Here is a 21248-nt window from a genome sequence, read left to right as displayed (position 1 = left end):
GCCGCGTGTGGTTAATAGCAATAATTCATTTGATTGTATTAGGCACCTTGCGGCATTAGCATTGTTAGTTAGCTATCACTATAGGGCTTCTGGTTTTGGATTCGATGCTTAAGGGATATAACTCATCAGGGGATATTGCTGTGCTGGCGCTTTTTGCTATATCGGGTTTCCAATTTCTTAACGTTTCCTAGATGCGTCCAGTTTTTGTTTGTATAAAAAAAGAGTAGCACGAATATTACTTGCTTTGATAGCTTGCGCGTTTGTTATGGTATACGTGGCGGGTGTCATCCTTACACGAGCACGTGGCATAAGGTATGCACTCAGTATTGAAGCTGAGTTTGATTTTATTAAAGTCATATTGCTTGATCGGCCCGATCATCAGTGATGTTGCAAGTGAATTCATACTCAAAGATTCAATGGATGCACGCTCATGGACGTTAAAAATTTAAATTCGGGTTCTATGTGATTTTCGTATTGAAACTAATAGTCATGCGTAACATTGTAATGCCAGTGCGCGCAATAAGTCGAGTGGCTGCTTGAGTATTGCGTAAGCCGAGCGACTTCATTGAAAAATATTTCCGTAATAGGGATGCTTTCATCGAGCAAGTCGTACGTAGATACTAGATATAAGCTTTTACTAAAGCTGGTTTCGTCGACCAGAACCAGTAAATACTCGGTGATGATTTAGCCCGTCGCCATCATTAGCTCACGGAGCGTCCTTGAGGGGAGCGCTCTATGAATGGATCGCACCGAAATACGTTTTCTTCAGTGCTCATCCTGTTTACGAGGTGTAATGTTCAAAGCAACAAGCAAGTCATCGTACAGTGCTAGAACTTCGCGTGTGTGGGATCTGGTTCTTTACTAAGCCTGACCAAGTACCGATTGCCAATCTTTTTTACCGATCCAGCCGCAGGCCAAACAGGCATCTCTGTGAAGATCGGAGTCATTGCTATTCGTTCCTCGGCTGCAGGTGTCGTCAGGTTTTCATAACCCATGACTCTCATGTAGGTGACCATTCTACCGACATTGCCGTCGTCCCAGGAAAAGAAAGACCCCTGCATCGTGGATGACCAGCCATTTGCATAAAGAGTGGTTATAACCTTTTTACCAAAAACATCAACTTCCAGTGGTGCATTTCTATCAAAATCATTACTGAGCTCACCTATTCTTCTATAAATATCTGCTGCCAGTGCCCGATCATGAGCCTGGGTTATAGTCGCAGAAACCATATATTGGGAGTTTGTACTGAAAATTTGAATTTGATAAAGCAGGACAGTCAACACTCCAAGGGCCAGAATGAATGGACGTCTACTGGAAAGTATAAGTAAGCTTGCTATCCAGCTAACATACGCTATCGCCAGCAGAGTGCGCATGGGCAACGGGGAGCCTCCGGAAACAAGATTGAATGCGAAGGGAATCGTCAGCACGCCAGCCCAGAGAAAAAGCGGAACGGCAATTTTTCCATGGCTTTTAAATAATACAGTCAACGTCGAAGCTATAATTAAAAGTGCCGACAGACCCATGCTCGTACCGTAACGTGCTGAGTCGCCAGTGTAGATAAGTTTCATTTCCGTAAAGACTGACTCTAAGGCGTCAAATGGATGGTCGGCAAGCGCTTTGTAGTTTATAAAATTACCAATGTATCCGCTGTCTGCAGCAATGATTTTTTGCGCAATCATGTTGATTGCAATGTAGGTTCCCAACGCGGCTAAAACTAAGAGCATATTTTTCAACAGGGCTGTAGCGGTATGCTTTAAGAGTTTACCGTCGCCACAGTTATTGCGTTGGTAGCGGGTCAGTAGGGTTCCGAATACCATGGCTATAAAGAAAAGTATCAGTGACTGGTAGGCTGCTGTTGCACAGGCAAGAAGAATGACCACACTGATATTTTTTAGTGTGTGATTCCCGTTTTTAAGGCGGTCGTTATTGTTTTCTCCAAGCACTAGATAGGCGCTACAGCTTGTGAAAAATATACCAAATGCTACAGCAGGAATATTTGAATAGAATTCAGATATGAACCACCATGTTGGGAATGCGCAGAAGATGGGGTAGGTTGCATAGCTTCTCCAGTCCGGGGTGTAGCTATGTGCTCTTAAAATCAATGCGTAAGAAGCAGCAAGCATAGTGACTAGAAACGCATAGGGTGCAAATGGGATTGATGACTGAGGGAAGATTAGCTTTTCTACAATATATACAAACCAGCGGCCCTGGGTAACCCACGCGGCAGGGTCTTGACGTACGGCCGCCATTTCGTCATCAATTGAAAAGGAAAATGTTGATAAGAAATAAACATAAAATATAGAGCCAATCGCGATCAGGCAGCCTATTTCTTTGAGGCTGATGCCGTCATTGCGTAATTGACGTGCTGCCGCGAGAATTACGCTATCTATGTGATTAATTAATTTTTTTGCAGAGCTTCTGAAATAAAATAGTGCAACTAAAAAAAGCGCCAGAAAGAAGCCAAGAAGGGCGCTGGTGAGTACACGAGCTTTGCTTATTTTTTCGAAGTCAAGCGTCACGCCAATTTGGGGGTCTCTAGCGTCTACCTGTGTGGTAATATAGGTTTTCGCCCCCACTGATTGCATCTGCTCTATATCGAATAAAGGAGTTAACGATAAATTACCCGTATTTAACTTCTCCCCAAGGAGGGTTACATATAGGTTGTCAACTTCAAGAGAGCCTGGACCATCCAGTAGATCCCACCTTAAGGAAGAGTAAGATCCGTGAAGGGGGAAAATCAGTTTGTTTCTTCCCGGCACTACATGCTGCCATGCGCTGTTATCCTGTGTGTAGTTTGAATCTACCCCGAAAAAAAGCTGAGAGTCACCTGTCATTTTTGAACTTGTTTCAACAACCAATGAAGCATTGGTAATCGGTAAAAAAAACAGAGTCACACTAAGCACTAACTGGAGTAGGCAAAGGGCTGCTATCCATAAGAATATCGAGCGCTTCTTTAAAACCGGGATTTTTTTTGGAGAGGGCATTTTTGGGCCTGGTTTGCAATTATGGTATGTGCGGTTGCGAGAATGGTGTTGGCTTATTATTATTCATGGCAACGCAAAGGCGCGTATGAAGTGGAGTGTAGCTCAATTACATCCGTCAATCAAACCTCGATTCGTGCGACGAGCGAGAATGAGTCGAGCGCGCATGTTTATAGAAAACGGAGTTGACATGCGCGTCATTGGCACTCTTATTTTCTTATTAATCGAACGCCGATACGCTGGCGGGGGCTTGGCGGGAGCGTATTCAACATTGATCGAACTCGGCGTCGCCAGGCCTGCGCGATGAAGCGGCTACAGTGCCGAGCTTGATCAGCGACATGACACAAATAAAGGTTTTGCGCTCATTGACGATTATGAAAGAATAGCGGTACTTTTCCAGATCTGAAGATTGTCAGTGTTTTGTTATCCGGCTTGGTTAAAAAATAGGCTAAATTCATCTTCAGCCTTTGACGGAGAGTCCATATCCTCGATAGCAGTCTCGGGTTGGGGGTAGAGAGGCAGGTGCTGATTGACCATGAAATGGAAGGCAGCAAGCGGTTCTTGCTCGTCTAACATGCGATGTCGTCCTCACTGGGTTTTCATCGTTCGATCGGATTAGCGGGTTAAAAAGTAAAATTTTACTCATGCGGTATGTCTGCTGTTTTACGCCAGCACTACTTGCAAGGTCATCAGCGAAGTGTGCTAGCATTTTACAAAATTTTCAGCTTAAGGATTGTCATGAAATCCCTCCCTGCAGATTTCTCTGCCTCCGATTACCTGCGTTTGAACCCTGACGTTGCATTGGCAGGGGCCAACCCCGCCCAACACTACCTTGAGTTCGGTCATGCAGAGGGGCGTGTGTACACGATAGCTTCCATCGATAAAGAAGACCTGCTGAGTACTGGGCTATTTGATCCGGATTTTTATGTGCAATACTATCCTGACATCTTGGAGTCTGGCGTTGATCCAGCTGATCATTTCTTGGCGAGTGGCTGTGCCGAGGGCCGATGGCCAAGTTTGTTTTTTCGCAGTGATTGGTATATGGATCGCTATCCTGCATCCAGGAGTCATGCGAAGAACTGTCTATTCCACTACATTGAAATAGGTAGCAAACTTGGTTATGAACCCAATCCTTTTTTTGAACCTGATTACTACGTTGAAAAATATAGGCATAAGCTTGAGGGGAGGGAGCCTCTAACGCACTTTATAAAGTACGGTGAAGAAGGATTTAACCCATCTCCCAGATTTGATTCGAAATCTTACCTAAAGGAGACCGGTTGCTCGGGTAATCCGTTAAAGCATTATCTGGAAATCGGCATGGGGGCAGGTGTCGTCTTGCGAAGAGCAGAACCGTTAAAGTGGGGCGAATACGTAGAATCTGCATTTTTAACTATTCTCAAAGGCTCTGCGCCCGTTGAGCGTGTTGCACTGCTGATAACGCATAGTAGTGATGGCGAGATCAAGCCACACGTGGAGCATTATGCTACGGAACTTGCCAAGGGTGGATTATCTATTTTTCTTATTGTTGCGTCCGATTTTAGTAACGTATCGATACCCGAGAAATTAAAAAATGGATGTTCAAATATTGTCGTGCGTCAAAATATTGGTTATGACTTTGCTGCGTGGGCGCATATCCTGAAGTCATTTCCATGGCTTATGGACTGCGTAGAAATAATTCTGACAAATGACAGCATTATCGGGCCGATTGGTAAAACTGGGACTGCCTTGATGGCAGAGGTACGCTCCCACTCTGAAGACCTGGTCGGTCTTATTGAAAATCATGAGCATGCAGATCACCTGCAGAGTTTTTTCTTAATGTTTGGCGAAAAAGCGATAAGGTCAAACGCCTTCAAAGAATTCTGGTCTGCCGTAGTGAATCATAATGATAAGAGCAGAGTGATACGTGATTATGAGGTAACGCTTACCAGTCGGATGAAGGCTGCAGGCCTCACTACATCATGTGTTTTTCAGAAGGCAGGAGCGAATAATGCAACCATTTTTAAATGGCAAGAGCTGCTAGACTGTGGATTTCCATTTTTGAAGTTTGAAGTGGTCAAAAACTCAGGTAGTAAAGAGTTGAAGTCTATAGGCTCGAAATTGAATAAGATGTCTTACGATATTTCACTTATACCTCAATTGAAATAAGGTTTACTTGCACTGGTTACCTTGTATCTTTTCGATCTGTGAGGGCCAGTGTCTTGAGGCGTGAACTCTAAGCAGAAAGCGAAATGCTGCTGTTTTTTACTTACTTGTTAAAAGGTGTTATTGAAGAAGATTTCTCGGTTCGCCGATCTGTAAGTAAAGTCTCCGTGGTCGGTGGACATGAGTTATTCAGTGAAAAGCGTTTGGGCTGGCTAAAAAGGCGCTGCGCATTTTAGGGGGGGGGCATTGTTCTGTTCATGAAAAGTGAGAAGGAAAGGTGCAACTGCGTAACCGCGGCATTGGTAGTGTAACGAGATCTGTCCATCCAGGCCATGTGTGAATTTTTAGAGGTGGATATTTTTGGCCGTCGGCGTGTTGCCGGATCACGCTAAATGACGGCTGGTTTATAGAAAGGGGGGAATGGCTGGAACGCACACACACACACACACACACACACGTTGAAGATCACGAATGATTGAATCAATAAAAAAATGATGATTTTAATGCCTGAAATCTTATTGGAAACTTAACTGGCCGTCACAAGTCGTGTAGTATTAAAATCGTTGGTCGGAGCGCAGATGCCCATATTGCCTTAAGGGTGATGAGGTAGGCTCGAGAGAATTCTAAAATTTTATGAGGTCATTGAGTCATGCTTAAGCGTCTCCGCCGAGAAAACTCCCTTCAGAGAAAGCAATCTTCTGCTGACCTGGAAAAGCTGCAACAAGAGCTGGCTAGCAAAGAGGCGGCAATGACAGCTGCTCTGCTTGAGCGAGACACGCATATCCATAATCTAAATCTTACTATTATGGAAATACAAAGTTCTACCAGTTGGAAAGTAACCTCTCCACTGAGGAAGATAGTTTCTGCTCTTCGCCGCGTTGGCCGCAGTCATCCAATAATTGCACCATTGCCTTTGCCTAACACGCCTCAGGTCAGGTCTGATCTTGACACGACTGGAATCGCCCATCCAGAGCATATCGATACCTATGCTCAGTGGGTGGAAGAGTTTGACACAATCGATGATATAGATCGTCTTTGCATGTACGAGGAAATCGGACGGTGGAAAGTACAGCCGTTGCTGTCGATTATTATGCCGGTTTACAATCCGCCGATCGACATGCTGAGAGAGGCCATTGAAAGTATAAGAAGCCAAGTGTATTTTAACTGGGAGCTGTGCATAGCTGATGATGCGTCAACCGATCACCGTGTTCGGTTATTTCTTGAGCAAAGTGCCAAATCAGATCATAGAATAAAAGTAACTTACCGTACAGAAAATGGGCACATATCGAAGGCCAGTAATTCTGCATTGGATATGGCGGAAGGGCAGTTTATTGTTCTTATGGATAATGATGACCTTATTGCTGAGCACGCTCTGTTTTGGGTCGCCAAAACTATTAATAGTTATCCTGACGCCGGTATCATTTATTCGGATGAAGATAAAGTAGACGAGCAGGGTTTAAGGTCTAATCCTTACTTCAAAACTGATTGGAATCCTTACCTGTTCCGTTCACATAATATGATCTGTCACTTGGGTGTGTATAGAAGGGAGCTTGTAGAGAAGGCCGGACGGTTTCGAGTGGGGATGGAGGGATCTCAGGATTATGACCTGGCGCTTCGTTGCGTCGAACAAGTTGATGCTGCTCAGATTATTCATATTCCTCGCGTACTGTATCATTGGCGAATGCATGCTGGCAGTACTGCTATGTCCACTGGTGAAAAGCCCTATGCACTGCCCGCGGGGCAAAGAGCACTTGACGAGCATTTGAGACGCTCTGGGATAGCCGGGCATGTCGAGTTGCTTGATTTTGGGATGTACCGTGTTCATTATCACTTGCCCAAAGAAAAGCCTTTGGTGAGTTTAATAATACCTACCCGCAATGCCCATGGACTAGTAAAGCAATGTGTAGAAAGTATTCGTCATAAAACCCTTTATCCTAATTACGAAATAATTTTGGTTGATAATGGCTCTGACGATCCACAATCATTGCAGTATTTCGAAATGCTCTCACGCCTGACGGGTGTTACCGTTCTTCGTGACGACGGCGAGTTCAACTACTCCGCGCTCAACAATAACGCTGTAGAGCACGCCAAGGGTGAACTCATCGGGTTGATCAATAACGACATTGAAGTCATCAACCCCGAGTGGCTGGATGAAATGGTATCCCTGGCGTTACAACCTAATGCGGGAGCCATTGGAGCGCGTTTGTGGTACCCCGATGAGCGGCTACAGCACGGTGGCGTCATCATGGGGCCACTCACTCTCGCCGGGCACGCTCATAAAATGCTGCCCAGGGGGCATCACGGCTATTTCGGAAGAGCATCTTTGATCCAGGGGATGTCTGCGGTAACAGCAGCGTGTTTGGTCGTTAAAAAATCAGTCTTCCAGGAAGTAGGCGGGCTCAACGCCAAGGATCTGAAGATTGCCTTCAATGATGTGGACTTGTGCCTGAAGATCATGCAGGCCGGGTATCAGAATATCTGGACCCCGAATGCAGACCTTTACCATCATGAGTCGGCGACGCGTGGCTTTGAAGACACGCCTGAAAAAATAAAGAGGTTTATTAGCGAAGTTGAGTACATGCAGAATAAGTGGCGGGCGATTATCAAACATGACCCTTATTACAACCCTAACCTGACTATATCTGCTGAAGACTTTTCGGTAGCGTTCCCTCCACGCGTTACTGATTTGACCGGTAGCGTGTAGCCTGCAAAGGGCTTTGTTTGAGGCAGATGTCGGTAGTCACTGACACCTGCCTCAACCTGATCAAGCAGAACGTTTGCCCCGTTGTGATCGTGTTGGTTACTGGTTTTTATCAACCTTTGCGGCGAACGCAAATTTTGAAAGGATGAATGTAACAGGCAGTGTTAAAACAATGGCAGCCAGGGGCGCAAGCCTTTCGTCAAACTGCAGCTTTTCAACCCAACACCAGAGTATGGCCAGACTCAAGCAATACTGAATGGCGTAAATCAGCGGCAACAGGATCACAGAGCGAAGGCCCTGATGGCTTTTGAAGACAAAAAATCGATTCAGAATATAGGCCAGCAATATTCCGGTCACATAAGAAATCGTATAACTGATTTTATAGGACAGGAACATCAACAGAATAAGATAGATTCCATAAGTCAAGGCGGTGTTGAAACCGCCTGACATCAGGAATCGAGCAAAATCCTGTTTTAAGAGTTTTGAAACAACCTGATTCATCATGGTGCCGTTATTCAGCGTTTGCGATCAGGGACTTGAATTCTTCGTAGTTACGAATGTAGTCCCCGGCATCATAGTAATGCGATGCAAACACCAACAGTACGGCGTCCTGTGAATAGCGATACTGGATACCCCAGGTCATCGGCGGCAGGTGGATTCCCTGATTTGGCTTGTCGAGAATAAACTCTTCACGATTGACACCATCATCCGCTACAACATGAACCGAGCCCTTCACGGCAACCAGAAACTGGTGACATAGACGGTGCGCGTGCTCGCCCCGGGTCTCGGCAGTCGGCACATCGTATACAAGAAAATAGCGCTCGGACTTGAAGGGCACCGAACGCTCGAATTCGCCTGCCGACAAACTACCGCGAATATCCGCCACTTCATTCATGGTGTGCAGAGTAACGTTCTTCACCGATGTTGCTGTTACGCCTGGCGCCGCCTTTTCCGGGCGTGTCTCGCTATTGGCGTTGACAGGCTTGGCGTCCACGTAACCAATGATCTTGGCCGGGTTGCCTACGACTATCGCGTTAGGTGGTACCGAGCGGGTAACGACAGCGCCTGCGCCAACCATAGCGTTGATGCCGATGGTGATACCCGGAAGAATCGTGCAGTTAGCGCCTAGTGAGGCGCCTTTTCTGATGATGGTACGGGCGAAACTCTGTGGATAGACTTTGCTGCGTGGGAACAGGTCATTGGTAAATGTAGCGTTAGGACCGATGAAGACATCGTCTTCAACGGTAATGCCATCCCATACCTGTACGCCGCATTTCAGCGTCACTCGATCGCCGATGATAACGTCATTCTCGATGAAGACGTTGTCACAGACGTTGCATTCACTACCAAGACGTGCGCCTGGCAAAATATGCGCAAACGCCCACACTCGCGAATCTTTCCCGATATTCTCGGACTCGCACAGCGCATGACTGTGAACAAAGAAATCCTTACCGCTGCTCATGTGTTTCTCCAAATCCCTCAATCCGCATCGGGATAGCCAAGGGTCTATTCTTTGTGTTTTCGTAAGTACGCCATGCATAAGAACCGACGATTCCCAACCCCAGCAGGTTCAAACAGCCGAGGAAGGTAATGGCCAGCATGATCATTGCGTAGCCGGGCACTTCAATTCTGCCTTCGAGCTTGGCGATCAGTGTGAACACACCGAACAGCGCCGCAAACGTAGAGCCGAACGCACCAACGCGGGTCAATATACGTATAGGCATATCCGTGAAGGAGAATACGCTGTCCATCAGGTAATTGACTTTTTTACGCAGTGTCCACGCAGAGGTACCGTGAACCCTCTCCTGTCGGGTGTAGGTTACTACTTCGCGGCGATAGCCCATCCAGAAGATCTGAGCGATGAGAGAGCTATGACGTTCTTCAAGGGTCAGCAGAGTATCCCGAAAAGCCTTATTGCAGGCGAACATATCGACGCCGCCTGGCGGGATTTCAGGAATGACATAGCGACGATAAAAGCCCCAGAAAATCTTTGAGGCCGTCCGTGTTGCCCATGGATCCTGACGACCTTCACGTACGCCGACGACAACATCGATGTCGCCGCGCACAAGGACCTCATTCATTTCCAGAATCAGTTCTGGTGGTTCCTGAAGATCCGCTGCCATTACCGCAAAACGATCGCCGGTCCCATGCTGCAGGCCTGTGCGAATAGCCATGAAGGACCCGAAGTTTCTGGACAGCAGGATCAGTTTGGACTTGAAGGATTGTGAAGGCAGTTGTGCCCTGAGTAGTTCGTAACAGCGATCCGGGCTGCCGTCCACAACGAACACGACCTCCAGGTCGTGTCCGAGTTGCTTATCAAGCGCCGTGACTGCAACGAGCAAATCCGGAAGATTGCTCTCATTGCGGTACACGGGAATGACCAACGTCAGCAAGATCATATCTCCTTGGAAAAGTAGGCGGTCACCGCATCTATAACGCGATCAACTTCTTCGTCGCTCAGGCCCGGGAAGCAGGGCAGAGAGATGACGGTATCACATGCAAGCTCGGTTTCCGCAAGCGAAAACTTTTGAGTGACTTCGTAGGCAGGCTGGTGATGATCTGCAATGGGGTAATGAATATCTGTAGTAATAAATTTTTCCTTCAATGCAGCTGAGAACTGGGTTCTGTTTTCAACCCTTACAACGTACAGGTGGGCAACAAAATCTTCATCTGTAGAGCAGGGGAGCTGCATTTTTAATTTTGCAAAAGCAGCATTGTAGCGTCTTGCTATGGAGCGTCTCTGTTCATTCCATGTATCTAGAAGTGGTAGCTTGATTCTAAGGATGGCTGCTTGGATTTCGTCCAGACGGCTATTGCGTCCGCCCGGAATGGATACTTCGTATTTTTGCGACCAGCCATACTGACGTAGCTGTTTAACGCGTGAAGCCAGTACCTCATCGTTTGTAACTATCGCGCCACCGTCTCCCAGTGCCCCTAGGTTTTTGGTCGGATAAAAACTGAAGCAAGCGATCGTTCCAAAGCTACCAGCTTGTTTTTCGCCTCGGCGTGCACCATGGGATTGTGCGCAGTCTTCTATGACCGGCACACCTGCGGAAGAGGCCATCGATACGATGGTTTCAATATCGGCCAGTTGCCCATACAAATGAGTAACGATAATTGCTGATGGCTTGCTATCAAGCACTGATTTTAATGCTTCAGGGCACAAAGTAAGTGTTTTTGGGTTGACGTCGATATAGACAGGCTCGGCCCCCACTGCGTGGATCGCGGTGCTGCCATAAAACCCCGCATTAGCGACAGCCACAACTCGATCGCCGCTGCCAACGTTCAATCCCTTTAAAGCCAGTTCAAGAGCGTCAGAGCCGTTAGCAACGCTGACGCAGTGACTAACGCCTACGTAGTTCGCGAATTCATTCTCGAAACTCGTAACTTCTTGGCCTAGAACATACCAGTGAGAGTCAAGTGTCTTTGTCAAAGGAGTAATGAAATTCAGGCCAGCATTTGCTTTGGCTGCTGAGAATAAAGGCACAATATTTTTTGAGTTCATAAATAGTATCCTGAATAATTAATTAGTAATGAGCCGGGTCTGCTTCGTTGCCTAGTTTTACTAGGTAAGTGTCATTTATCTTTATAACGGACCCAGGTGCGGGCCATGCAGGCATTGACATGAATACGGGTTTCAATGTTTTTCTGGTGTTGTCATCAGCAGCGTACAGATTCGGGTAACCCTGAATTTTCAGGTAGGAGAGTATTCTTGATATGTTTCCATTGTCCCAGTCAAAGAAGGAGGCTTGCATGGTTGATGTCCAGGCTTTTGCATAAATGGTTTCAAATTTCTTATGCCCATAAAAATCTATTTTTACAGGGCTGTCGGCACTAAAGTCTTTATCGATTTCGCCAATTTTTCTATAAATGTCTGCAGCTAAAAGCTCGTCATGTTTTTGAGTTAACGTTGCAGATGCGATGTATTGGGAGTTCAGGTTCAGTAGCTGCATCGAGTAAACGATTACGAGTGGTGCGCAGACAGCAGCAGAGAACCCTTGAGCAGTAGTTAATAATACAAAGGTCATCAGCCATGCGACGTAAGCAAGTGAAATCATGGTGCGCATGGGGACGCCGTTCGCTCCCGCTAAGACATGCAAAAGAAAAGGGGTCGCTAACACCAGCAGCCAGATGAAAATGGTAATCAATTTGTTTTTGGCGGCGGCAGTATTTAGAGTCGTCAGTGTGGACACCAACAGTATGAGTGGGGCCAAGCCGATGGACGCACCAAAGTAATAGGGCGAGCCAAAATACACGCGCCCGGCTTCAGACACTATCTGTCTGAAGGCAGATAGTGGGTTTTCAATAATTCGATCCAGGTTTAAGAAATTATTCAGATAAGCGCTATAGGATCCGGAGATATCTTGAAATATTTTATTTAGCAAATAATAAATTGCCATGCCCCCGGCCGCGAGAAAGAGGTAGCGTACACCGTTTCTTAACACCCAATAGTTCATGCTTTGGGGGGTTGAGAGCGTTCTCGTCAGCATTATGCCTAACCCCATGGTTAGATAAAGCAGAATGAGTGACTGATAAGACGCTATAGCGATGGCAAGCATTGAGCAAATCGCGAGGGTTTTGAACTTGGAATTCTTGTTGTTCTTCACCGTATCAACGGGAGTCGAAATAGATGCCGAAAGCACAGTCAAAAACAAACCGATCGCAACGGCGGGGACATTAGAAGAAAATTCGGATATTAACCACCAGGTAGGGAAGCTGCAGAATACTGGAAAGGTCAAATATGATTTCCAGCTGGGTACTCCTCCGTGGATCCTAGTCATCAACATGTACGACAACGTCAACGCTACGTCCAATATTAGGTAGGGAAGAAATGGAATCGCTGGCAATGGGAGTAAGAAGCGCTCTATCAGATAGACTGCCCATCGTCCTTGAGAAATCCATACTTCGGGGTTGGTTCTTAATGCCCCCATTTCATCGTCGATCGATAATGAAAGGTTGGTTATAAAATAGCTGTTCAGCAGTGTTGATAAGAAAAGCAGGATGAAGAATTCTTTCTTTGAAAATTGTTGTTTGGCGATATGAGTCTTGAGGTCGAGTATCTTCCGGTTGATACCGAGCGCGTACTTATTCTGCACGCGGTCAGCTATTTTGCCGCCAGTGACAAGAAGAAAAATAAAGCAAGACAGTGTCATGCAGATAACCAGTCTGGCGAGGGCAATGTTGCTATCGTCAAACTGAACTAATACTTGTGGATCGTTAGCATCTGCTGCCATCGATAGGGCGTACTCATCAGGTGCTTTTGTCACGCTGGTGATCTGATTTAATGGCTGAATATCTATACGAGTGCCCGGCACTCTTATACCGGCCACGGTGACACGTATGCCGGAAACTTTTATATCAGCAGCGGACTGTGTCGGGTCCCACCGTGCTGGCGAGGCAGCATTGAGCAAGCTGAACCTCAAATCATTTTTTCCTACGGTAAGTGGCTGAGTCTCGGAGCCCGTCTCGGAAAAAATGGCGTTTGAGCTCGTATACAGCTGAGATTGACTTGCCGTATCGGAGGTCACGGTGAACTCAAGAGTCGGCGTGCATAGGGGGGACAGCCATATACATCCTGTCAAGAGAAGAAAAATGAATGTCTTTAACAACACCGCGTTGATCTTGTTATTCAGCATGATCTCGATTCTTGGTTGGGTTCTGCATTTTTCGCTGAAAAATGTACTCTTTTTTGCCTGTCATGGCTTCGTACATCCCTCATTTTCTGAAAGCGGCCACCGTACACTGATGACCGCGTTTCATGGGCGTTATTGCTGGTGCACTGTCCAGTGGTAGCGGATCAGGGTAGGATTTTTGGAGCCCGTGGAGGCCACGACAAACTAAAATCCTCATGGTCTAGTGATAGGTTCGGATTGTAACAATAGTCGCTTCTGATGTCAGGCCAGCGGAGCAACATATAGTTGACTTCTTTCGAAAATCGTTGTTTTTTTTCTGGCGTGTCTTCAAGTCCGCGAGTAGCCGATTCATGATGATAAAGCTCAGCAAACGGAGTCCAAACGTTGACATATCCCGCATCTCTGACACGTAGACAGAAATCAACGTCATTGAATGCGATTTTCAAATGTTCTTCGTCAAAACCACCGACCTGCTCAAAAATCGCCTTCTTGATTACAAGGCATGCAGCGGTCACTGCTGAGAACTCCTGAGCCAGCGCAGCTCGACAGAAGTAGCCATAACTACCTTTTGGCAGGTACTTGTGCGAGTGCCCTGCCAGCCCCCCGATACCTAGAATGACGCCGCCGTGCTGCAGCCTTTCATCCGGGTACCACAACCGCCCCCCTACCGCCCCGACGTTGGGCTGCAGAGCCATTGAAACCATCTCTTCCAACCAGCCAGGTGTGATAACTTCAATATCATTATTGATCAAGCCAATTAACTCGCCTTGGGCGAGTTTTACGGCACGGTTGTTAAGCGCGGAGTAGTTAAACGGCCCTTCATCGCGCACGACGCGTATGTTTTCTTCCCGATCGATATCGGCGAAGTATTCAAGCGCTTCCGGTTCGTCCGAACCATTGTCCACCAGGATGATTTCATAGTGTGGATACGTCGTCCGTTTACGTATGCTGTCAATACACTGTTTGACGAGCGCCTGAGCATTTCGAGTCGGAATGATCAACGTCACGAGTGGTAAAGTAGCGGGTAGCGAATAGTGAATTCGGTACATACCCATAGGTAAAAGTTCGGCGGTTCCAATTTTCCCGATTCGATCAAGGTGCTCATTCAAGGCTTTTAAACCAGCCAAGGCAGCGTAAGGTTTTTCATCTCCCGCCATGGCAGTGCTGCCTGCATGTATCCTCCAGTGATACAATACGTGAGGAATATGTACAATCTGATCGCGTTTTAGTTTTTCCACACATCTCAATGCGAGATCGTAATCCTGAGCGCCCTCGAAGCCGACTCGGAATTGGCCGACCTCAATGGTGAGGTCTTTTCGATAAGCCGCCAGATGGCAGATCATGTTCTGTGAGCGAAATAAAAATTCATTCCAGTCTGATTTGAAGTAAGGCGAGCTTCTCGTCCCTTCAATGTCTACTTTGTCTTCATCTGAATAAATCAGACCGGCTTCGGGATTCTCGATAATCGTGCGGGCAACCCAATACAGCGCATGCTTGGACAGCAAGTCATCGTTATCCATAAGCGCTACAAAATGCCCACGCGCCAAGTCCAGGGCTGAATTACTTGCCTCGGATATATGTCCATTACGCTCACGGAATATGATTTTGATGCGTTCGTCTTGCGATGCCAGGGATTTCAGATAATCCACGACCTCTGGATCGGTAGAGGCATCGTCGGCAAGGCATAACTCCCAGTGCGGATAGAGTTGATTGATCACGCTGTCAACTGCTTCGCGCAGGAGGTTTAGAGGCGGATTATACACCGGCATAATGATAGAAATTACCGGGCGGTCAGTCCATTGAGAGACTTCCTGGAGGATAGAGTCAATCTTGGTTTGGTCCAGCGTGTCGTAATAGTTGATCCATTGAGTGTAATTATTTCGGTCTGAAACGTGACGGGTTTCTCGCCCTGTGAATGCTTGCGCGGGTTCACCTTTGGCCCATCGTGCCTGAGCAACGACGCCGGCAAGACCTCTCATTTGCCATACACGGTACGCTTTCTTAGCTGTGCTTAGCAGACCACCACCGCGTCGAACGATGAGAGGCAGGGAGGTGGCGTTGTTCTTGACCCTATAGAAGGCTCTTGCCAGTTTCCTAAGTGGCGCCGTGATCTTCCAGCTGCTAGAAGACTGCATCGAGATAATGTTCAAGTTCAGGTTATGAATATGAGTATCTTTCTCTACCAGCTCCAAGCTGTGATTTTCCATCAAAATCAGGTTTTTGCTTTCAAGCTCAGACAATTGGCGAAGCTGATTTTTTTTCAAAATCAGCGTATTGGCTTCATAACTCTTAAGGATAAGGTGATGGTTTTCTCTAACAGCCAGGCTTTTAACTTCAAGCGCTCTTAACTCGGCTCTGTGGTTCTCGAGTGCGACCAAGTGCTTGCTTTCAGCCTCCATCAACTCGAGTCGATAGTTTTCCTGAAGTGCAGCGTCTTTAGCCTCTAGCTCCAGCAGCGCAAGGCGATAACTCTCTTGCTTGGCCTGACTTTCTGCCTCGATAGCTTCCAGGGCGGAATGTTCTTTACGATTCAGCTCTGAAGTGCTTTCAAGCGCCTGTTTGAGTTCCTCTTCTTGCTGAAGAAGCCTCTCAGCGACCTGACTTTCAGTGAGCAGAGTAAACGAGATCTGGACCTTAAATGATTTACCGGCGATCAACAGATTTAGATCGGCTGGCAACATTACGTGTGGATCATCGTTGAGCGTCATGAGCAATGTGCCGGTGGCGTCGCTAGAAAACGCTGTAATGCCCGCAGCTGTCAATTGAGCATCGCTACCATCGTGCCATGCCCATAACTCTGCGTTCGCGCTATAAACCTTGATTGCGCTGATGGAGAATGACTGCCTAACGTTAGTCGGATCGAAACGCAGAGAGGCGCATCCGGCTGAACCGGGGACGTCGAAAACTATGGTCTGAAAGCCATCGTGTACCCGCTGACTTTTGGTCCGGTCCTCAGAAAATCCGCCTTCGGTATCGCCCAGATAAAGCGTCGCCATTTTAGGCGTTTCGTTTAGTTGAGAACCGGTTTTCTGGATCGTCGCATCGGGCGCCCAGTTAAGAAAGCTGGCGGCCTCACGACCGGTGACCCTTTCCTGGAAGAGGGCTTCCAGCTCAGCAAAGCGATTGAGGTCTTGATCCGTCACAGTCAGGCCGACGCTGGCCATCAATTGAATGATGAAGTCGCGCCTGCTGATCATGGTTGCTGTGGGATGGAAAGGAACTGCGCTGGCAATCAACAGCAGTAAGCCACGCATGAGCAAATGGCCCAGTTCGACGCCCTCGGTCATCTCCCATTCGATGTCGATAAGGTGTGGCTGGCCCTCGCCATCAAGGATGATGTTTTGTGCTACCGCATCGATGTAGTGACCTGGCAGGCGTGCCTTCACGTGATCAAGCGCAAGGTCATGGCCTTCCGACGCGAGCAGTCGTTTGAGACTGTCCACATACAGCGACAGAAACGGCGTGAATGTACCGACGTCCCAGTTGTGAGTTGAAGCCGCTTCATAGAATTTCAGGCTGAGCAGCGAGCCTTTGGCATAACCATGAGCGTCCGGAAGAATGAACCTGTGCGCAGCTCCTGGGTTTTCCGAAACAGGCTTGTCACTAAGGCGGTGGTAACGAACCTCAATACCTTCTGGGGTCTCGACGAACACGGTCGCTTTGCAATACTCGGCATTGCGGCCTGTGCTGTAGTGGTACGCAAGGGTACCCGTTGGCACTACCTGTTCCGGCTTGCATGAGGCGACGACGAGGAAAGAGTTGGCGAGGTCCATACCCAGGTGGTTATCAATGACAACTGGCCAGGCTCTTTCCAGGTTGAACGTCGTGTTTGCAGGCAGTTGTGGATCTTTTCGAGTGTTCTGGCAGGCCAGTGCAGCCGCGTCGAAGTCTTGAGACCTGAAGCCACTTTCGGTGATGATCGAATTCGGAATTTTGTAATCGGGGTAGGGCGATAGAAAGTCCGACGCCATGAACCCTGCGCGAGCAATAAGTGCTTGCAGCTCTTTTCGGCCAAATGTTTTCGGCTGCCGATCTACATATCTGCCTTCGATGCCATACATTGCAACGCCGACATGATCTTCCGGCGCGCCTGCAAAATATTTCAGACCCAGCTGGTTCTCGATGGCGATAAACAAATGGCCGTCGGGCTTCAGCAATTTTCGAACGCGATTCAACATACCGAAGGCAGGGTCGGCATCTGCGCTGAACATACTGGCGTATTCAAGAACACCGATGAGTGTCACGACGTCGAATTGCTGATCAAGCTTGAAATCATCAAAGCGCTCAGCCAGTACCGTAACGTTATCCAGATCTCTGGTTCTGCTGGACGCAATCGCGGCGCGGCGCGGGCTACCCTCCAAAGACAGAACGGTGGCACCTGCTTCGCCAAGGTAGCGGCTGATTGCGCCGCATCCGGCACCTATTTCAAGAATCGATTTGCCTTTGATAAGGCTTTCGAAGGGGCGAAAGATATTTCCACGGCTGGAGGTCAGGTGATAAAGCTTAGGCCAATCGGTGCAATATTGCGGAAGCTCGCTGGACAGTACTGATACGTCCTTAGCCTCACGTACGATTTTTGCCAGTTCGTTCTCGGAGTTGTCGCCATCGCTGTAGGCGATGCCCTGGTAATCGGAGCGCACCCAGACATCTGTGCCCGCATCCAGGTTATAGCCATATTTATCAAGCTCAAACATCAACAAGTACCGGTTCAATTTCCATGGAGGCGCCCAGGTCTATCAAACCCAGAAGCTTCGGAGTAGGTTCTACGACGAAATGTATCGAATCATAGCGTCGGTCGTGAGGCACGATATCTTCGCTTTGCCGAGAGGCGATGCCGATGGAAATGAAGTAATCACCGGTCGCCAGCGCGTTTCTGAATTTCACACGCGCTTTTGCCTGTTTGCCAGCGCTGCCTATCAGGCCTGTGCCCTCGCAATCCTGCATGTAAGAGTTGGTGCCATAAACGGTCACACCCTCTTTGGTCTTGATCGTAAAGCCGATAATCGGGTTGACCACGGTGCGATTGAATTGCAGGGCCAGATCAATGACGATGTCCTCACCGGACTCGACACTGTTGGGAAACTCTCGTTCCGATGCACTCAGATGGAAGTCGAGCAGTGTTGCAGCGCCATCCCCCCAACGGTACTCATGGGGGTTGTAACCAGGCCTGCTGGCGTACACGTCTTCGTCAAAACGCAGCGCTATCTTGTCGGTCTGGACTGGAGCGGTTTCCACTCGCTCTGCTTCGGCGAGGTCCAGGCTCTTGTCGGTAATAGGGCTCTTCTCACGCCCGAACAGAAGGTCGGTGTAGCGGTTGATGACCGGGCGCGATTCCCCAATCATCTCGATCCTGCTCTTTTCCAGCAAAATGGCGCGATTGCAGTGGGTGACCACTTGCTCGCTGGAATGAGTGACGAGCAAGATGCTGGTGCCATTTTCTTTCAGCTGCCTGAGGCGCTCAAAGCACTTGGCCTGAAATCGGGCATCACCAACGGAAAGTGCCTCATCGACGACAAGGATTTCCGGATCGACCTGAGCCTGAACCGCGAATGCCAGGCGTACGGCCATGCCGCTTGAGTAGGACTTGACCGGCTGATCAAGGAACTCGCCTATGTCGGCAAAGCCGGCGATCGCATCAAAGCGCTCGTCCACTTCGTCACGCGTCAGCCCAAGGACAGCAGCGTTCAGATAAACGTTTTCACGGCCGGTAAACTCGGGGTTGAAGCCGGAACCGAGCTCCAGCAAGGCCGCCACCCGGCCACGTGTGTGAATCTCGCCCACAGTCGGGTTCAGTGTTCCGCAGATGATCTGCAGCAAGGTTGACTTGCCGGAACCATTACGGCCGACGATGCCGACTGTTTCGCCTTTGGCAACATTGAAGCTGACGTCGCGTAACGCCCAGAACTCTTTACCGTAGGTGGTAGTGGTTTCCTGCCCAGACCAGCGCTGAAGCCTTGGCACTAGCGCTTGCTTCAAGCGGTCATGAGGTTTGTCGTAGGTGTAAAAACACTTCGAGACGTTTTGTACGCTGATAACCGGTTGATCAGATGACATCAGCGAATCCTTTACGTGTTTTTTGGAAAAACCAGAACCCCATGACAGCAATTACTGCGCCAATCACAATGGCGATACCCAGGCTGTCCCAATGGGGAAGATTGCCGAACAGCAGCACGCTGCGGCTTTCTTCGATAATGTAGGTAAGCGGGTTCATCTGCAGCCAAGGGCGATAGACTTCAGGAAGCGCCGCTACCGGGTAAAGAACCGGTGACAGAAACAGCAGGACGGTTGTCAGAACCGTGATGACCTGCGCGACGTCGCGCAAGTACACGCCGAGGGATGCGAGAAACCAGCTGATACCCAGCGTGCCCAGAATCAGCGGCACCAGAATCAGCGGGAACAACAGCGCCGTCCAGAAAAGCGTGTGCGAGATCAGAAGTTGTGCCATCACCAGCACTATCAGGCTGATGCAACTGTGAAAGAGCGCCGAACCCAAGGTGATAACCGGCAGAATTTCCAGGGGAAACACCACCTTCTTGACGTAATTGCTGTTACTCATTACCAGAGAAGGTGCCCTGTTGGCGCACTCTGCAAACAAACCATGCACGATCATCCCGACGAACAGCAGAATAGCGAAGCCGCCTTTGCCGGTGTCGACGCCTACCCAACGTGCGCTGAAGATTTCGGAGAATACGAAGGTATATACCGCCAGCATCAACACCGGATTGAAGAATGACCACGCCAGGCCCATCACTGAGCCGCGGTAGCGACCAATGACTTCTCGCTTGGTCATTTGCGAGATCAATGAGCGGTTGGTCCACAGACTGCTGACGAGCCGCAAAGGGCCCGCCGAAGGGGTTTTATGAGGGTTCATTAAGCGAACACCTCGGCGTTTTCGAATGCCACGGCTTTCTGATCTTTGGCGGACAGGGAGGGCGCTTCGCCGAATGGCCAGTCAATGCCCACGGTGGCGTCGTTCCAGGCAAGGCTGCGCTCATGTTCCGGCGCCCAGTAATCGGTGGTCTTGTAAAGGAACTCGGCGTTTTCGGACAGTACGACGAAGCCGTGCGCAAAGCCTTCCGGAATCCACAGTTGTTTTTTGTTTTCGGCGGTGAGATGCATCCCCACCCACTTGCCGAAGGTCGGGGAGCTCTTGCGCAGGTCGACCGCGACATCAAAGACTTCTCCCACGGTTACCCGGACGAGCTTGGCCTGCGGCTGTTGAATTTGATAATGCAAACCGCGAAGAACGCCTTTCACCGAGCGGGAGTGGTTGTCCTGAACGAACGTTACAGTCCGCCCAACGACCTCTTCGAATGCCTTCTGGTTGAAGCTTTCAAAGAAAAAGCCGCGATCGTCGCCGAAGGTCTTGGGCTCGAATACGATGACGTCTGGAATGGCGAGGCGTGTTGCATTCATAGGTAACGTATCTCCGGGATGCTCATCAGGGTCTGCTCATATGGCCCTGGCTGGGGCAGGCGTGTGTTGAAAAACGCCTGCGCCATGGAATTTGATTGCGCCACTAAAACGCGTTTTACGATGTCGAGGCTCATGGGCGTCGGATGCGCCATAGACTGTCCACCTGGGCGGAAGATGTCTGCGCTGGATAAGGGGGTAGGTCTGTTAATACTGAAGGGCGCGGGGCATGCATCGTCTATTTTTGGTTTTCCGATGTAGGTTCCGACGATGAGCAACACTAGGTCTTCATTGCAGGACGGTTTTACGAATTGAAGCGCGTCCGGTATCTGAGCTCATGGCCGTGTGGGTGACTCGAGTCCCGTCATCCCTGGTTGG

12 protein-coding genes are annotated in these 21248 nt (G+C 48.7%); 2 read left to right on the top strand and 10 right to left on the bottom strand.

The features are described 5' to 3' along the window. Window positions 1–827 precede the first annotated feature (827 nt). Window positions 828–2984, bottom strand: coding sequence for a glucosyltransferase domain-containing protein (locus tag BLR20_RS10915; protein ID WP_054992438.1), 2157 nt, complete (start codon window positions 2982–2984; stop codon window positions 828–830). Window positions 2985–3719: 735 nt separating this feature from the next. On the opposite strand from BLR20_RS10915, the gene BLR20_RS10910 reads away from it, so the two are divergent. After that, entirely contained in the window at window positions 3720–5126 is a 1407-nt protein-coding gene (locus tag BLR20_RS10910; protein WP_054992437.1) for a rhamnan synthesis F family protein, read from the top strand. Window positions 5127–5772: 646 nt separating this feature from the next. After that, entirely contained in the window at window positions 5773–7827 is a 2055-nt protein-coding gene (locus BLR20_RS10905; RefSeq protein ID WP_054992436.1) for a glycosyltransferase family 2 protein, read from the top strand. A gap of 96 nt (window positions 7828–7923) precedes the next feature. Here BLR20_RS10905 and BLR20_RS10900 read toward each other — a convergent pair whose 3' ends face one another. The 9 genes from BLR20_RS10900 to rfbC form a co-directional block, all read right to left on the bottom strand. Continuing rightward, window positions 7924–8328, bottom strand: a complete 405-nt coding sequence (locus tag BLR20_RS10900) for a GtrA family protein (protein WP_054992435.1) — start codon at window positions 8326–8328, stop codon at window positions 7924–7926. Between the two features lie 7 nt (window positions 8329–8335). Then, window positions 8336–9286: a WxcM-like domain-containing protein gene (locus BLR20_RS28225; protein ID WP_054992434.1), complete on the bottom strand. Its 951-nt coding sequence runs from the start codon at window positions 9284–9286 to the stop codon at window positions 8336–8338. Then, on the bottom strand, window positions 9273–10223 hold the full coding sequence (locus tag BLR20_RS10890; protein ID WP_054992433.1) for a glycosyltransferase family 2 protein: 951 nt from the start codon (window positions 10221–10223) through the stop codon (window positions 9273–9275). The genes BLR20_RS28225 and BLR20_RS10890 overlap by 14 nt, the downstream gene beginning before the upstream one ends. Further along, on the bottom strand, window positions 10220–11329 hold the full coding sequence (locus tag BLR20_RS10885; RefSeq protein ID WP_054992432.1) for a DegT/DnrJ/EryC1/StrS family aminotransferase: 1110 nt from the start codon (window positions 11327–11329) through the stop codon (window positions 10220–10222). Before BLR20_RS10885 ends, BLR20_RS10890 begins: the two co-directional genes overlap by 4 nt. Before the next feature lie 22 nt (window positions 11330–11351). After that, complete coding sequence (locus BLR20_RS10880) at window positions 11352–13460, bottom strand: glucosyltransferase domain-containing protein (protein WP_054992431.1); 2109 nt, start codon at window positions 13458–13460, stop codon at window positions 11352–11354. Window positions 13461–13621: 161 nt separating this feature from the next. Beyond that, window positions 13622–18151: a glycosyltransferase gene (locus tag BLR20_RS10875; protein WP_054992430.1), complete on the bottom strand. Its 4530-nt coding sequence runs from the start codon at window positions 18149–18151 to the stop codon at window positions 13622–13624. Then, window positions 18144–19511, bottom strand: coding sequence for an ABC transporter ATP-binding protein (locus BLR20_RS10870; RefSeq protein WP_054992429.1), 1368 nt, complete (start codon window positions 19509–19511; stop codon window positions 18144–18146). The genes BLR20_RS10875 and BLR20_RS10870 overlap by 8 nt, the downstream gene beginning before the upstream one ends. Continuing rightward, the gene (locus tag BLR20_RS10865) at window positions 19501–20328 is read right to left on the bottom strand and encodes an ABC transporter permease (protein ID WP_054992428.1); all 828 of its coding nucleotides are present in this window, start codon (window positions 20326–20328) and stop codon (window positions 19501–19503) included. Before BLR20_RS10865 ends, BLR20_RS10870 begins: the two co-directional genes overlap by 11 nt. Next, window positions 20328–20873: a dTDP-4-dehydrorhamnose 3,5-epimerase gene (gene rfbC, locus BLR20_RS10860; RefSeq protein ID WP_054992427.1), complete on the bottom strand. Its 546-nt coding sequence runs from the start codon at window positions 20871–20873 to the stop codon at window positions 20328–20330. The genes BLR20_RS10865 and rfbC overlap by 1 nt, the downstream gene beginning before the upstream one ends. Between the last annotated feature and the right edge of the window lie 375 nt (window positions 20874–21248).

This window comes from Pseudomonas congelans (genome assembly GCF_900103225.1).
GTDB classification, from domain to species: domain Bacteria; phylum Pseudomonadota; class Gammaproteobacteria; order Pseudomonadales; family Pseudomonadaceae; genus Aquipseudomonas; species Aquipseudomonas congelans.
Note: the sequence above shows the minus strand (reverse complement) of the source record. Positions and strands in the feature narration are given on the sequence as shown.